At 39.0% G+C, this 14010-nt stretch carries 14 protein-coding genes; 1 reads left to right on the top strand and 13 read right to left on the bottom strand.

Annotated elements, in window-relative coordinates; translation table 11 throughout:
* Positions 1 to 32: 32 nt before the first annotated feature.
* The 3 genes from OCU78_RS22565 to OCU78_RS22555 all read right to left on the bottom strand — a co-directional run bounded on the left by OCU78_RS22565 (position 33) and on the right by OCU78_RS22555 (position 4259).
* The gene (locus OCU78_RS22565; protein ID WP_137371889.1) at positions 33 to 2567 is read right to left on the bottom strand and encodes a hybrid sensor histidine kinase/response regulator; all 2535 of its coding nucleotides are present in this window, start codon (positions 2565 to 2567) and stop codon (positions 33 to 35) included.
* A 364-nt stretch (positions 2568 to 2931) separates the two neighbouring features.
* Positions 2932 to 3906: a Gfo/Idh/MocA family protein gene (locus OCU78_RS22560; protein ID WP_137371888.1), complete on the bottom strand. Its 975-nt coding sequence runs from the start codon at positions 3904 to 3906 to the stop codon at positions 2932 to 2934.
* Positions 3903 to 4259 carry a putative quinol monooxygenase gene (locus tag OCU78_RS22555; protein WP_137371887.1) on the bottom strand — a complete coding sequence of 119 codons (357 nt, stop codon included), beginning with the start codon at positions 4257 to 4259 and terminating at the stop codon, positions 3903 to 3905. The genes OCU78_RS22560 and OCU78_RS22555 overlap by 4 nt, the downstream gene beginning before the upstream one ends.
* A 222-nt stretch (positions 4260 to 4481) precedes the next feature.
* Between OCU78_RS22555 and OCU78_RS22550 the strand changes: the two genes are divergently transcribed.
* A complete protein-coding gene (locus OCU78_RS22550) occupies positions 4482 to 5363 on the top strand; it encodes a LysR family transcriptional regulator (RefSeq protein WP_137371886.1) in 882 nt (293 codons plus the stop codon).
* 42 nt (positions 5364 to 5405) lie between these two features.
* Here the strand turns inward: OCU78_RS22550 and OCU78_RS22545 are convergent, their stop codons facing one another.
* The 10 genes from OCU78_RS22545 to OCU78_RS22500 all read right to left on the bottom strand — a co-directional run bounded on the left by OCU78_RS22545 (position 5406) and on the right by OCU78_RS22500 (position 13726).
* Positions 5406 to 5975, bottom strand: a complete 570-nt coding sequence (locus tag OCU78_RS22545; RefSeq protein ID WP_137371885.1) for a hypothetical protein — start codon at positions 5973 to 5975, stop codon at positions 5406 to 5408.
* 151 nt (positions 5976 to 6126) lie between these two features.
* Positions 6127 to 7458 carry a patatin-like phospholipase family protein gene (locus tag OCU78_RS22540; RefSeq protein ID WP_137371884.1) on the bottom strand — a complete coding sequence of 444 codons (1332 nt, stop codon included), beginning with the start codon at positions 7456 to 7458 and terminating at the stop codon, positions 6127 to 6129.
* Positions 7459 to 7513: 55 nt separating this feature from the next.
* Positions 7514 to 8746, bottom strand: coding sequence for a sodium/glutamate symporter (gene gltS / locus OCU78_RS22535; protein WP_137371883.1), 1233 nt, complete (start codon positions 8744 to 8746; stop codon positions 7514 to 7516).
* 709 nt (positions 8747 to 9455) lie between these two features.
* Positions 9456 to 9740: a hypothetical protein gene (locus OCU78_RS22530; protein WP_137371882.1), complete on the bottom strand. Its 285-nt coding sequence runs from the start codon at positions 9738 to 9740 to the stop codon at positions 9456 to 9458.
* A 20-nt stretch (positions 9741 to 9760) separates the two neighbouring features.
* On the bottom strand, positions 9761 to 10180 hold the full coding sequence (locus tag OCU78_RS22525; protein ID WP_137371881.1) for a hypothetical protein: 420 nt from the start codon (positions 10178 to 10180) through the stop codon (positions 9761 to 9763).
* Between the two features lie 171 nt (positions 10181 to 10351).
* Positions 10352 to 11194 (bottom strand): OmpA family protein, encoded by an 843-nt coding sequence (locus tag OCU78_RS22520; protein WP_137371880.1) that lies wholly within the window; start codon positions 11192 to 11194, stop codon positions 10352 to 10354.
* Positions 11195 to 11501: 307 nt separating this feature from the next.
* Complete coding sequence (locus tag OCU78_RS22515; protein WP_137371879.1) at positions 11502 to 12359, bottom strand: hypothetical protein; 858 nt, start codon at positions 12357 to 12359, stop codon at positions 11502 to 11504.
* Positions 12360 to 12403: 44 nt separating this feature from the next.
* The gene (locus OCU78_RS22510; RefSeq protein ID WP_137371878.1) at positions 12404 to 12790 is read right to left on the bottom strand and encodes a hypothetical protein; all 387 of its coding nucleotides are present in this window, start codon (positions 12788 to 12790) and stop codon (positions 12404 to 12406) included.
* 2 nt (positions 12791 to 12792) lie between these two features.
* A complete protein-coding gene (locus OCU78_RS22505; RefSeq protein WP_137371877.1) occupies positions 12793 to 13029 on the bottom strand; it encodes a hypothetical protein in 237 nt (78 codons plus the stop codon).
* 139 nt (positions 13030 to 13168) lie between these two features.
* Positions 13169 to 13726 carry a hypothetical protein gene (locus tag OCU78_RS22500; protein ID WP_137371876.1) on the bottom strand — a complete coding sequence of 186 codons (558 nt, stop codon included), beginning with the start codon at positions 13724 to 13726 and terminating at the stop codon, positions 13169 to 13171.
* Positions 13727 to 14010 lie beyond the last annotated feature (284 nt).

Below are 14010 nucleotides of genomic sequence, written 5' to 3'. Positions count from 1 at the left end.
TCTGAGCTTTCTAATACCCTACAAACATGTTTTTAGAAGTATTGTCGGATTGTTTTATCTAATAACTGCTTACTAGTAGGTTTAGATAATCGTCCATCCATCAACTGGTTAATTTTATCAATTTCTCTCTTGCCAGACTCTCCCGAGAGGGCAATCACAGGTAAAGTCGGCTTCAATAACTTTATCTGTTTGGTTGCCGCTAAACCATCCAAGACAGGCATTTGTATATCCATAAAAACAATATCAACAGGGTGCTCCTCAACGAACTTCACCGCTTGCAGCCCATTTTCAGCTTCATGAACCATTGTCCCAAGCTGCTCTAAATAAATACGTGTGAGCGCTCTCTGTCCTTTATTGTCATCTGTAACAAGAACTTGAATACCTTCTTTGATGCTTGATTCAGGCAACTGAACCCCTGCTAAGTAGTCTCGTAAGCTATCCGTATCAACTAGGTTACTATCGTCGTTTTCTCTTCTTACATTAGAAGCAACTTTAGGAAACACTAACTTAAATTCGGTAAACTTCCCGTAAACCGACTGGCAATGAATACTGCCATCAAACAAAGTCATGACGCGTTTACAGTAGCTCAGCCCTAGACCACTACCATCGTATTTTTGGTGCGTGAAAAAGTCATCAAAAATCCGTTCCACCACTTTTGGATCAATACCTGGTCCATAATCTTTAAACAAAATTTGATTGAATTTTTCACCCGTTTTAAGTTTTATTTCAATATAGCTTTTTGGGTAATCATCGAAATAGTGCAGAGCATTTCTCAATAAGTTAAACAGAATGAAACTAAACATAGTGTCGTTTGCATGCACTAAGTAATCTTGCTCTTCAGGTTCAAATTGGACACGGCTAGTAAAAGCTTCAGACCCATAGGCATAGTCATCCAATGCTTTATTGATGAGCTCAACAACTGAGTAGTAACCCAGAGAGTCTTGATTCAAATAGAGATCATGGGCTTCATGTAATGTTGCATCAATCAGTAAATTACCGCGCTGGATAGCGTCTCTACCACGGTTAATCTCTTGCGCTAGCCTCGCTTCTAAATCAGTCCACTCTTCATTTGCCAAATTAGGCGTTGTCTCAGGGAATCGAGCCGTAAGCTCACTGATCTTTTCTAAGTGCAGCTGAACTTGTGCCAAAGGGTTGCGCATTTCATGAGCTATTGATTTGGCCATCGCTTGGGAATGCTGAACCTTACGTTCGTTATGAATATACGGCCACGCCTTTTTCAATAGCTTCTGGAGGGCTGAAATTTCTTCATTTGTGAAAAGTGAACCATCGCGCTTCCCTGAAGACATAATGAAATACGACAACGTATCTTGTTTGTCATGCAAAGGAAGAATCATTGCGGTATTACTTTTCAGCATTTTGTCGCGAATAGCGTGCAACTTAGTATTCGGTTGACTGCTTACCTCGTACTCAACTTCTTTAACTAGGAGAGCAGAACGAGTTTGATTAAGAACAGATGAGTAGAGATCATTGGAATTTGCATCCAAAACAAGCAGCGCTTTGTCTACATGAAGAATACCAGCTAATTTTTCCATCGCTTGCTCGGTTGAGGTTTGAAAATCGTCAACTAAACCTGCAATTTTATCTGTCGGATCTTTAATGCTTCCATAAATCAATACGCTTGAGATTGAACGAGCAACTTTCCATGTAAGCCGCCAAGTTCCGATAACCATTAGCGCACCCAGTAATACAAGCTCAAAAGCCTCTTCTTGCATATTAAATCCATCAAAAGACCACGCAAGAAAAGTAAAATACACTCCCAGTGTTAACGCTAAACTGCTGCCAATATGCAAAAGATATCGCCAGCTGTAAAAACGGTTACAGACCACGGCATACCCCATAAATAGCAACTCACTTATGGATAATGCAGGGGGAAGCCATGTCATTGAAAAATCGTTAAGAATCAATGTCGCAAAGAGATGAACAAGCGTGGTCGATATCATGAAGATAATGATACCAGCCGCCATGTACGTCACTTTAAGACGCTTAATTTGACTCTTTTTCAACCCGTACCAAAACAGATTACTCAGCGTTAAAAAGAAAAACAGTAAGATAGTAAAAAAGAAAAGCGGAGTACCAGATCCAAAATGGAGAATAAAATCACTTTGAGCGGTGATATCAATACCGATGACGGTGTAGCCCGACATTAAATTAATCGGTACAGAGTATAAGGTTGCAAGCCCTATTAAACCCCACTGCCACTTAAGAAGTTGGTGATTTTTATATTCAGAAGTCACTTTGCATGAGAAATGGAAAGCGCAAACAAACGCCATATACGAGAAGATATTGGCGGCTCTTGCCATTAATATTCCAGCATCATCTCCTAACCCCACCAATAGAGAAGAATGAAAATAAGCATTGCTGAGAACCCAAAATAGGATAGAGACAGAGTACACAATGTATGACGTGTACAAAGAGGTAAGGACTTTCACTTCTTGCTGGTAAACAAAGCGTACAAAGTAGCTTAACCAACAAAGTATGATGAGGCTTGTACCTAACAGCAGCGATAATTTGAAGTATGGTGCGATATTAACAAAGATGTCAGCCATTCAATGCTTCCCTGCCTTTTCTCATCTTAGGTTTTTTCAAAACGCTCATACATTCACTGCCCTTGGCAAGTAATAGTAAAAAATAATACGCACTTTATCGAACTCGTTACAACAATATGCAACATTACACAATCAATGTGATATTGAGCCAAGTAATGACAGAAGAATAGTGCCAATAACGGCAAGGGCGTAAAATTTAACCCTGCTCGTATTTATAGTATTTTATTCTATTTATAAAAATCAACTCAACACGGAAAATTAAAAATGATGATGCCACTCGTAACTAATATAAGTTTTTAAAATAAAAACGCCTAAAACAAGAAGTTTTAGGCGTTCATTATTACGAATAGTTGTCGCTCAAACGTTAGCTTGCTGCATGTTCCCAGCGAGTCAGCAGGTCCATGATTGCTCTCGAATCATTAATGGTTGCGCATGGGGGTTGTAATTGTTTATGCCCCGCTTGAATAGCTCCACGAATATTTCTAACCTGATAATGGAAACCATCGCCCTGCGCTTTTACTGTAACTTCTCTATGTGAAGTTTCGTATAGCTCTACACTAAAGTGATTATCAATTGAAGGTAACCAAGGATTGGTTGTCAGTGTGATACAGCCTTTACTGCCCAAGATAGTAAAATGGTGCTTCAAACCATGATCTTCGGCAGTGTGGATTTGGGCACTGACTGCGTCATTAAATCGCATTAAAGCCGAAGATTCACAAATATTCCCATCTAAGCCGCGACGACCTAATGCTGAAATATCAACATTATCGAATATCTGATCCCCATATTGTTGCTGCATAACTGAATGAATAAGCGACATTGGGTAGCACCCTAAGTTATACAGTGCCCCCTTACTTGCCGGATTCACAAATTGATCAATAGCCGCGATATATGAAGCTTGTATAGAACGCACTTCGCCAATCTCGCCAGATTCCAATTCAGAAAGAAGTTGTTCAACCAATGGGTGATTAAGATACATCAAACCCTCAGCGAAAAAGACCTGGTTTTCCGCTACAGCTGTGAGCGCTAAATCCGTTTTTTCCATATCAATGGATAATGATTTTTCGCACAAAATAGCTTTACCTTTATTTGCTGCTTTAATCACATATTCGTGGTGTACATGGTTAGGTAACGCAATGTATACAACATCTACCGAATCATCGTTAAGCAATGCATCGTAACTGTTATATGACGTTGTAGGCTTGTACTGGGTGGTAAATTCATTAAGAGTAGAATGCGTTCGCCCAGCAACAGCATACAACTCGCTGCCTTCATCATTGTTTATTGCGTCTGCCATCACACCTGAAATAAAGCTCGTACCTAATATTCCCCACTTCATACTGCCGTCCCTTCTTTGTTCGTCTCTGAGCTTGATTTTTGGCTTTGGCTTTGGCTTTGGCTTTGGCTTTGGCACTGAGTTTGAAATACTTGAACCAAAGTCGTTAGTCCACAGTCAATAAAAGCCTGTGTGTGAGGCATAACAAAATGCGCTTGTATTGCTGCTTTATCTTGATAACGCTCCCATAAGATCACACGTTGTAAATCTTCCGAGTCATAACTAGCGGTTGCCTGTAAGCATCCTTCTTCACTTTGCATATCCAAACAAAATTGTTCAATCGCTTTTATTGTTTGTTCACGGTCTATGCCGTCTTGAATTCTAAGTTCTGCGGTGACAAAAATACTGCTATCCATTGGGGAATCTCACGTTATCAGCGTTCTAAATAAGGTACTCAATATAATTAGACACATTTAATTGATAAACTAACCTTTAGTTTATTGTTTATAAACTCATAGTGCTCAATTGACAGCAGTTAAGAAAAAATCCTTAGCAAGCAATGCGATTCAGGTTGTTATAGCCAACTACTAACTGCGCATAGTTAACAGTACATAATTAATAGTTGTAGGTGATGATTGATGGATAAGCTAACAAGCATGAAGGTATTTGCGTATGTGGTAGAAAATGGCAGCTTTCGCAGTGCTGCTGATCACTTCAACTTATCACCAACGATGATTGGCAAGCATGTCTCATCACTAGAAGAAAGTCTGAATACACGTTTAATTCACCGCACTACTCGTAAGCAATCTCTGACTGATTCAGGCAAACTCTATTTTCAAGAATGCCAACGAATTTTAGAAGACATCAGTAATGCTGAAAACTTAATTCAAACTCTTGAGAACCGCCCACAAGGTACTGTGACCATTAACTGCCCGGTAACCTATGGCAACAAAGTTCTCGCGCCTATTGTGGCTGAGTTCCTCATTGAACACCCTGAAATCAACGTTGAATTAATGCTATCAAACGAGCTAATTGACCCTTACAAAAGTGAGACTGACCTCATTATACGAATTGGAGAGCTGAGTGATTCAAGCTTAGTTGCAAGACATATCGGTGATTACAAGATGATTTACTGCGCCTCTCCCGATTACATAAGCCGTCACCCAAAAATCGAATCCATCAGCGATTTATCACAACATCACTGTTTGGGGTTTCGTTATACAAATGGTCAAAGTCAGCATACGCTCAATGCGCCAACCAGCCCATTTAAAAGCAACCATACCCGATTAGCATCCAATAATGGTGACGTGCTTAAATATGCTGCGCTGCAAGGGGTTGGAGTACTATTACAACCTATGATTTTAGTCGAGCAGGAAATTAAACAGCAGAAACTTATACAAGTTTTAAAAGACAGCTCTCCCCAAAGAAGACCCATCCATCTATTGTATAAGAGCAAGCAACTCTCTTTAAAAAACCGAACCTTTGCTGACTTCGTGATCAAGCGTTGCCGTGGCGAGTGAGGTGCGAGTAAAGTAAACAAAGGGCAAACACCAATTGCATCCCTACAAAATGGAGTTTAAGCGCGTTATTTCTGTTTGAATATTGACTCGGGTTTGCTCTCGCTCAGTGCCCACCTGATCAGTCACTATCGAGATTTTTTGTCCATCGAGCTTATGCACGCTTTCAACGGTTCCATTATTCAACATACCCGCAAAATTCAGCTTCATACGAACCATATCTACTGCTCCAAAATCACCGCACTTGTGCTTTAAAATCGCGGTATCTATTGCGAGATCTTCACAAGTCATGCTCACCAGAGGCGATATCTGAACCACATTAGTGCCAAAGATTTTATATTTCGCTTTTACATAGCCACTAGAAACCAGCTTAAAAACAATATAAGTCGCCGCTTTTTTGCTGATTGAGCTATCTGATGTAAGCCGAAGCCTATCAATACAAACGAGATACAAAGTATCCAAATCATCAGCATAGATACCGCCTGTGGATCCAAAAGCTAGGCTAGATCTTTTTAAACTTTGATGAATAGAAGGGGATGAATGTGATGTATAAAAAAGCCTGAGGGTATTGATGATTCTAGACGCTTCAATATCTGTTTTAACTTTAACAAACAAACGATAAGCCTTTAACGGAAAAGAACCATGATACTGATATTTCCCGCAGGCTATGTAAGGCTGTGTAAAGCAGGGCTTAATTTGATAAGCCCTATCTAATGAAACTATATGGAAAACGAAATAAGAACCTGAAGGGCGAAATAGCAGATAGTTACAAGGCTTCGCTATTCAACTGCTGTAGAACGCGATTAAATTCATCATTAGTTTTCAGTTGCAGTTGACCTTCTTCAATCAATGCGTCCACAAGCCCCTTCTCTAAAGTAAAGTCGGTTGGCACCTGATTAAACTCGTACTTTTTCTGCAAGTCTTTCGTATGTTCAAAACCAATATCAATAAAATGAGGGTACACCTTAGTCGTTTCTGTCGAACTCTCTTTCGCCCATTGTTCCATCGATTTAGTAAATAGCGCCTTCGTCGCATCGTTATAGCGGTGTAGCTGAATATCGGTAATTGAGTTCAAGGTTTGAGGCACTGATGGCACCTCCATGCTTTGCCCAATTCCCAATTCAGGGCTTGTTGAGGCATCAACCGAAATCACAATCACTTGATGAGTGCTAACACCATCAGGCATGACGTGTTTGCTGTGAAAGTTACCCAATTCTAGTAAATCATAAATAGCCAGTAAGCCTAGGTTATCTGTAATCCCCCCATCCACTAAATGAATGTAGCGGTTACTGTCTTTGTCTGAATAGTCTCTAATATCTTGGATGGTTTTCTTCGACTGATATGACAGATCGTTCGTGACAACTTGAGCAGCTTGCCTTTGCAGTTGCTCATAACAACCTTCATAGTTTTCTAAAACAACAGGCTCAAATAAAACCGGAACCGCAGCAGAAGCGGCAACAGCTTTAGATATCGGGTATTCGCCTATATCTGAACACAACAGGTCAAAGTATTCTTGTATGAAAGAGAAACGCAACCCAGTGGTAATATCTGATGCGTTGATAATGATATAAGGCGAACTTTGCGGGTCGATATCGTTAAACGTGGCTGAACCAAAAATATTTTCTTCATAATATTGGTTCGCCGCATCTGTTCGCCCTAAGCTTGAAAACCAGTGAACTGGACTTAGAATAATAGAGACAAGATCATCTTTAACATCTCGGTACAAGAAGTCACTCTTATAGCTATCAAATATCTTATCTTGATGAATACCATAATAAGCTGAAGTGAAGCTGCCACCTGAAACGGAGCTAATCACATCCACTTCATCCAACAGGCGCTTCTGTTTGCCATTAATAACAATCTGAGTATCACGCAGTTGTTCAAGCACACCGTAAGACAGAGCGGCTGCCCGAGTACCACCACCAGAAAAAGCTAAAATGATGGTGACATCATTCTCGGTAGAGTTCGTCAATTCAGTTAATGTGTAATCACTCGCCTCTTTCGATTCATCCTTTACTACATTGTTAGGCTGGTTAATCGAAGAACATCCTGACAAAACACCAGCCATGATCAAGAACGTGTAGAAGCGATGAGTCATTACTATTTCCTATTTAAAAAACGATTTTTTCACTAAATAGTGTGTGCTAAATGCGTTACATTAAACGCATAAAATAAGGAATGATAAGCGCATTCGCTAAATCGATAAAGAATGCACATACAAGCGGAACAATAATAAAGGCTTGAGCCGAGTGACCATATTTATGGCTAACTGCCGACATATTCGCCATTGCTGTAGGCGTAGAACCCAGTGAGATACCGCCAAAACCAGCACACACCACCGCTGCATCATATGTTTTACCCATAGCAGGGAAAACAACGTATATATTGATAACAACAGCCAGTAGTAGCTGCATACCAAGTATCGCAAAGATAGGACCAGCAAGGTCAATCAAAGTCCATAACTGCATACTCATCAAGGACATCGCAAGGAATGTACCCAGAGCAATTTCAGCGATTAAATCAATGGCAGCAGTACGTGTTGGCCACTTGGTGCCAGTGATTCTTGGATAAGAATCTGGAATCAGGTTGGTGATAACAATGCCAGCAAACAAACATGATACAAATAGCGGTAGTTGCAGGCCAGTTTGACTAATGGCTTCATTTAACAAAACACCAAGAATGACACAAACGTGAATCGCTAATACCGCGTCGAGAAACTCAAATGAAGTCATGGATTCGCGTGTGGCTTTTTCTTCTTTCTTTGCAACACTACCCATCCCTTCTAATTCTGAATTAGTCACTAACTCATGCTTTTTGATTAGATATTTAGCAATTGGACCGCCCATTAAACTCGCCAAAATCAAACCAAATGTAGCACTCGCAATGCCGATCTCCATTGCACTTTCTAAACCAAATTCTTCCCCTACTCTTGGCGCCCATGCTATAGCAGTTCCGTGACCACCAATTAACGAAATACTTCCACTCAACAAGCCAAAAACAGGTTCAAGACCAAATAATGAAGCGACTGAAATCCCTACTACATTTTGCATGACCATAAAGAATATCGTGATAGCGAGAAGTACAACTAATGGCTTTCCCCCTTTCAATAAGTCTTTTAGGCTGGCGTTGATACCGATAGTGGTAAAAAAGTAAACCAACAACACGTCACGAGCCATTAAATCGAATTGAACCTCAATTGAGGTAGTTGCGTACAGTAGCGCAAAAAGAGTCGAGACAATAATCCCCCCAGAAACGGGCTCAGGAATACTGAACTCCTTAAGAAACCCCACGACTTGATTAAGTCTACGCCCTATAAAAAGGACAACAATACCCATAGTTACCGCAAAGAATGAGCCTAGATGTAGTATGTTGTTTTCAAAATCCATAGTTTATTCCATTAGAAAATGCATTAAGATCAGTGTTCATTACTCTCACAGTTATTCCAATAGTTCCAATCGTTTATTTAGAGAGACTCGCCACTTTCGGTACCTCAACGCCTTAGAGTTTTGATGTCATTCATTTGATTAAGCTAATCCAAGCGACAAAGACAAAATAATTAAGCAGATGATTATAAATTTCACTTAATACCAATGATCAACTTAGCCGGTAAATGACAATTAGTAATAGTGTTTAATAAGTAATAAGCAAATTATTATTATCAAATAACAAATACTATCTAATCTATCCATGTAACCGATTCCACCACGACTATGACGGGTATAACCTACATGGCTTTACGATAATAATCTGTAAGTCAAAGTAAGTAGCATCTCACACACGGTGAATTAACCTAAAATGTGCCATTGTTGAAATCAGTTTTAGCACTTAAAACTACGAAAGAAAGAAAGAAGGAGGTAGGAAGAAGGAAGGAAAATGAATGATGGGAAGGTAAAGCGATAAAATGTCGATAGACAGCGCTGGTTGTCAGCGCTACCAACCGAAGAACGATAACTTATTGAACTAAACTTATTCTCTGATTTTGAACCGAGAACGTTGCCTTATTGAGCTTTAAAGAACTATTCGATACTTGCCGAATCTGAATTACACCCAAGTAAAAGCATCGTGGGTAATGCGATTAGATTAATTTCTTTATTGTTAGTGCAGTTCCATAGTTTCAAAAACATATTCACCATCCACTTCCGTAATCTTCTCTAAAAGGATAAAAACACCATTTTCAAAGGTGAATGCTTTTTGGTGGAGATTATAATTGTATACATACGAAATAGTGCCACCCATATCGATAACCGTGGAGGCTTCACCTAAATATTCCACCAGTTGTTTTGGTGTCGTTTTACCTTCTTCCAAAAAATCGAAATCATGACTCTTCATACACCCCATAAGAGCACTGGCAATTACCATGACTAGAATTAACCTTTTCATTCCAACTCTTCGCCTATTAATTAGTTGTTACTCATATTTAATAACGTTAAATAATCATTAAACTCTTGGTGATAATCATTGCCTGTAATACATTTTTCATGTTTAAAGCGATATAAAGCCTGCTCTCGAAGAATCGTTCTATCTCGTTTCGTCAGTATCCCATTTGATTCCGCAAGTTTGTCCATCAAATCCGATTCATTAAGGTTCAATGATTTTATTTGAGAAAGTAATGTTTTTGATCGGGTTATTAACTGCTCCACCGATTCAGAATCAAATTTTTCATAATGGCTACATAGGACAACTCTGTTTTCATTATTTATTGTCAAACCACTATGGACTTGATTAGATAAATATATTTCATATATATCATTTTTAAATAAAAAAGCACCAGTCGTCAGGACGAAAACAGAGGATAATATCCAAATAATAGTTTTACTCATTAACTACACCTTATTACTAATAAACGCTATAGAGTATTAGAGCTAATTTTATCAAGGAAGTTTTATTGGCGATGTAAGTGTATGTAAGCATGATTGTTAAAAAGATAACTTTCATATAAATATAGAGCTTTCTATATAATAAAAAGCCGCACATGACGTGCGGCTTGGCGTCTATTTTTCAATCGTGAAAGGTTGAATAGTAACCTCTACACGGCGGTTTCTCTGCCTACCTTCTTTTGTCTCATTAGAGTCAATAGGGCGAGTTTCCCCACGTCCATAAGATTCCACTCGGCTAGCATTCACACCTCTTGATATGAAGTAATCAGCAATAGATTCCGCTCGTTTTTCTGATAGGCGCTTATTCAATGTCTCTGAACCCGTTGAGTCTGTGTGACCAACAATCACCACACTAGATTCTTCATACTTTAATAAGGTATCTAGAGTTTCATCAAATTTGTAGAGGCTTGAATGTTTTAGCCTATCGCTTCCTGGTTCAAAAATCGCCACGCCTTTTTGGGAATCAAAAGTAATAGTCTTTTTCTTAGGCAAAACAGGCGCTACTGGTGCAGGTTGTGGGGCTGCAACTGGTGTTGGCTCTATTGCTGGCTCATTCCAAATATCACCTAGGCTCGCCTCTACCTTTAGTTTTGTTATTTCAGCTCTTAAGCGGTCAATCTCAAGGTTGTACAATCGGTTACAGTTAATTCGTTCACGCTTTTCACCAATCGGAATAACCATTTGTACGTAGGCACCCACTTCGTTTTTATCTTGGATATTGTTGTAGTATCCATTTTGGCTTTTATCGTATTTTTGGTCAGTCTGCGAACCCACTAAGCCCGTTTGCACATAAGTCGCACTTGCGATTGTTGATTCACAAGTTACCCCATCAGCGGTTGTCACGCGGTCATAACCACTTGGTACACTGGCAGATGGAATAGACACTGCGGCAGCTTTAAACGTTGCAAATGTGACTACTGAGATGACTGCGGATAATACACTTTTACTTCTGAACATATCTTACTTTTAACCTTGTCTGTTGGCTTTGGCACTGAAACAGTGCAAACAGTAAATTTATATAACTGGTTAGGCTGAACTCTTGGCAACCTAACGCTAATATTCTTAAATTGTTCTGTACTTAAATGAATTTTTTGACCCGTTAAAACACCATTCACTTCCACATTGAATGATTGTTTAATTTCTCTAATATTTCCCACAGTTATTTTTATCCGTGGTTGTCCATCCGTGGACAATTCTTTAATTTTCAAAGGGTGCTGTACATGAGAAAATGAATTAAAACTCACCATGCATATTAATATTAAAATTAAACTCCGCATCTTATTGTCGTCACCATTTTATATTCACCCGCTAATAAATCAGATCGATTTAAATTAATGATAGGGGCGATCCTTACACTAGAACGGTAAAATTCACTTTGAATTAATATACTTTGATTCTTCCCTGTTTTATTATCAGGAAAACCAAAGTTCAATATTTTATAATCTTCGAAGTAAGGCTCGAAATACTTCGAACGGTTATTAAATTTATGTTCAAAAGACAAGGTTACTGGGTTTTGTTTAGTCGCCATTGCCCCAACATTGAAACCAGCATACGTTGATGAAACTGGAGGTTTGTCATTGAAAATAAAGCCTCCTGAGCTGTCATCTACCTTAATGAAACAGTAGCTTTCCTTTAATAATGGATTGAACGTAACTTCAAGCTCTCTCTTTAGCTCACCATTAATTAAAAGACTCGCTCTTTGTTCATCTCCTCCCAAATAATCGTCATCATCAGCATAAATTGCCATCATACTGAACGACGCTATCCAACGCTTTGGATCACTCGAGTGTGGAACAAACTCAAAATTATAACCGTTAGAACTGGCTTTCTCGGGAGGTTGAAGCCCTTGATTGATATAGATTGAAGTATAAAGCTCATCATCGGTTCGGTTTAATTTTACGTTACCCTTAAACCTGATGTAATTTCCGTCTTTATCCTTTGGCGGCGTTATCGTCCAATAAGCTCCAAGTTCACGAATGTACTTCTTATCTTTCACAATAGGAGCAGAAGGGGAATAGCAGACTTTCGTTGGATATTGCTTATCATCAATAGCATTTTTTATTGATAAGTTCTTACACAACTGCTGATTTGAGCTTGTGATATAAGTAGCATCCGCAAACATTGGTAATAAACCGATAGGCAATAGGCATAATAGAAGTCGTTTTCTCATCCTTCTTTTGCCTGTATCAATTTAGATTTTGGGAAATAGACTTTTACGGGGGTGCACATTCTTGTTCTTGGGATCCCCGCTTTCGGGCTTCGCGCAATGGTGCACACTTCTAATGAGACTTTTTTATCTGGCTCGATATTCGGCAATCTTATGTACGCTTTTTTCTGCTCTCGCGCTTGTAGCTTGACGGTTTGCCCCGTCATGATTCCATTCACTTCAATGTCATAAGTGTATGGAGTGCTATTTAAATTGCCGAATTGAATTTGAATGGTTGGTCTTTGGCTGTATACGATCTCTTTAATTTCATCTTGGTTTTGCGAATGTGGCATTACATTGAAAGAGGTTGCCGCCATTACAGCGGCTATCATCACTAATTTTTTCATTTCTAGTTACATGAGATTAAATCATCCTTCTTGCTTTTCGCTTTTGCCTTATCCGTGTTGATGGTGTAAATCGCATTTCCGTCTTTGTCGTTTTTGTAAAACTCCAGACGGCTATCATTCACATCAACTTTTTTAATCCAGCAAATTCTTGGTACTTTTTCAGAAAAAACCAGTGTTGCACTGTAAGAACCAAAAGAGAAAAACAACAAAAACAATGTCGTGATTAATTTAATAGCCATACCTATCCCTTGCATTACTTGTCGATATACAAGTAATGCAACAGCATGGCTCTATATTCCAACGCTATTGATGGGCTTTATGATCTGCATTCACAAATATCAATCACCCGGTCAAAGCGCTGGCGTGTCAACTTTTTGGTTACGTATTTGCAGGTGCGGGCGCACCTGAACAACTAACAGTTACAACACTTTGAAAAGTGTAAGAACCTTTTGCAATCTTAGTAGAATCAAGCTCAGTAACAGCAATAGCTTTTAAATTTGAGTTTATTGGGAAGATCTTTGAAGTACCATCTACAACTGCGTTTGTATAGCTAGCATCCGCTTTATTAGTACCAAGCCATAAGTTTGCGTTTGCTTTTCCACCACCAGTAAGGTTTTGAATTGTATTTTCCTTTGTAGCAACATTGATGCTTACATGCTTTTTGCTGGTATCATTAGTAGCTAATGTAAACTCAACGAACACCTCTCCATTTGCATCTTCATCATTAAATTTAATCGAACCTTCATGATAAGCATTACCAGGATCTTTAGTTACGATACCGCATACAGAGTCTACCTTTTCTTTGAATGTCATTGTCGCACCTGGCTTGGTTGGCTTATTTTCATTCCCATCCTGACCAGTTGGAACACTAACTAGTGCTGCGGAAGCAGTGAATGAAGCTGATGCGATTACTAACGCTAAAATTGTCTTTTTCATGTGATGAATTCTCTTACCAGTCAAAATATTTCGCCTAAAAATTGGCGCGTCAAATTATGGTCGAATTAAAACATCTATATGACTCAAATCACACATTGGGAATGTAATTGCTTGTAAGGCACTTAGCCATTTGTAAGCCATAACAACTAAAGAACGCTTACATTAGTAAAATTTCTGATTGGAGAAGGTGATATTGAAGGGTTAAATGACAGCGAGAGAACTCGTTCAAACAGCACTGTCATTTCGTTGGCAGGTTTTATCCAGTCGTTTTAATGGCGTTAGTG

The sequence above is a fragment of the Vibrio gallaecicus genome (genome assembly GCF_024347495.1).
Classification (GTDB): domain Bacteria; phylum Pseudomonadota; class Gammaproteobacteria; order Enterobacterales; family Vibrionaceae; genus Vibrio; species Vibrio gallaecicus.
Note: the sequence above shows the minus strand (reverse complement) of the source record. Positions and strands in the feature narration are given on the sequence as shown.

What these genes read in the sequence shown, in the direction of transcription:
- OCU78_RS22515 (WP_137371879.1), bottom strand. Translation starts at nt 12,359, where the DNA reads ATGTTTGCGGATGCTACTTATATCACAAGCTCAAATCAGCAGTTGTGT.
- OCU78_RS22520 (WP_137371880.1), bottom strand. Translation starts at nt 11,194, where the DNA reads ATGTTCAGAAGTAAAAGTGTATTATCCGCAGTCATCTCAGTAGTCACA.
- OCU78_RS22510 (WP_137371878.1), bottom strand. Translation starts at nt 12,790, where the DNA reads ATGAAAAAATTAGTGATGATAGCCGCTGTAATGGCGGCAACCTCTTTC.
- OCU78_RS22525 (WP_137371881.1), bottom strand. Translation starts at nt 10,180, where the DNA reads ATGAGTAAAACTATTATTTGGATATTATCCTCTGTTTTCGTCCTGACG.
- gltS (WP_137371883.1), bottom strand. Translation starts at nt 8,746, where the DNA reads ATGGATTTTGAAAACAACATACTACATCTAGGCTCATTCTTTGCGGTA.
- OCU78_RS22505 (WP_137371877.1), bottom strand. Translation starts at nt 13,029, where the DNA reads ATGGCTATTAAATTAATCACGACATTGTTTTTGTTGTTTTTCTCTTTT.
- OCU78_RS22530 (WP_137371882.1), bottom strand. Translation starts at nt 9,740, where the DNA reads ATGAAAAGGTTAATTCTAGTCATGGTAATTGCCAGTGCTCTTATGGGG.
- OCU78_RS22560 (WP_137371888.1), bottom strand. Translation starts at nt 3,906, where the DNA reads ATGAAGTGGGGAATATTAGGTACGAGCTTTATTTCAGGTGTGATGGCA.
- OCU78_RS22565 (WP_137371889.1), bottom strand. Translation starts at nt 2,567, where the DNA reads ATGGCTGACATCTTTGTTAATATCGCACCATACTTCAAATTATCGCTG.
- OCU78_RS22540 (WP_137371884.1), bottom strand. Translation starts at nt 7,458, where the DNA reads ATGACTCATCGCTTCTACACGTTCTTGATCATGGCTGGTGTTTTGTCA.
- OCU78_RS22555 (WP_137371887.1), bottom strand. Translation starts at nt 4,259, where the DNA reads ATGGATAGCAGTATTTTTGTCACCGCAGAACTTAGAATTCAAGACGGC.
- OCU78_RS22500 (WP_137371876.1), bottom strand. Translation starts at nt 13,726, where the DNA reads ATGAAAAAGACAATTTTAGCGTTAGTAATCGCATCAGCTTCATTCACT.
- OCU78_RS22550 (WP_137371886.1), top strand. Translation starts at nt 4,482, where the DNA reads ATGGATAAGCTAACAAGCATGAAGGTATTTGCGTATGTGGTAGAAAAT.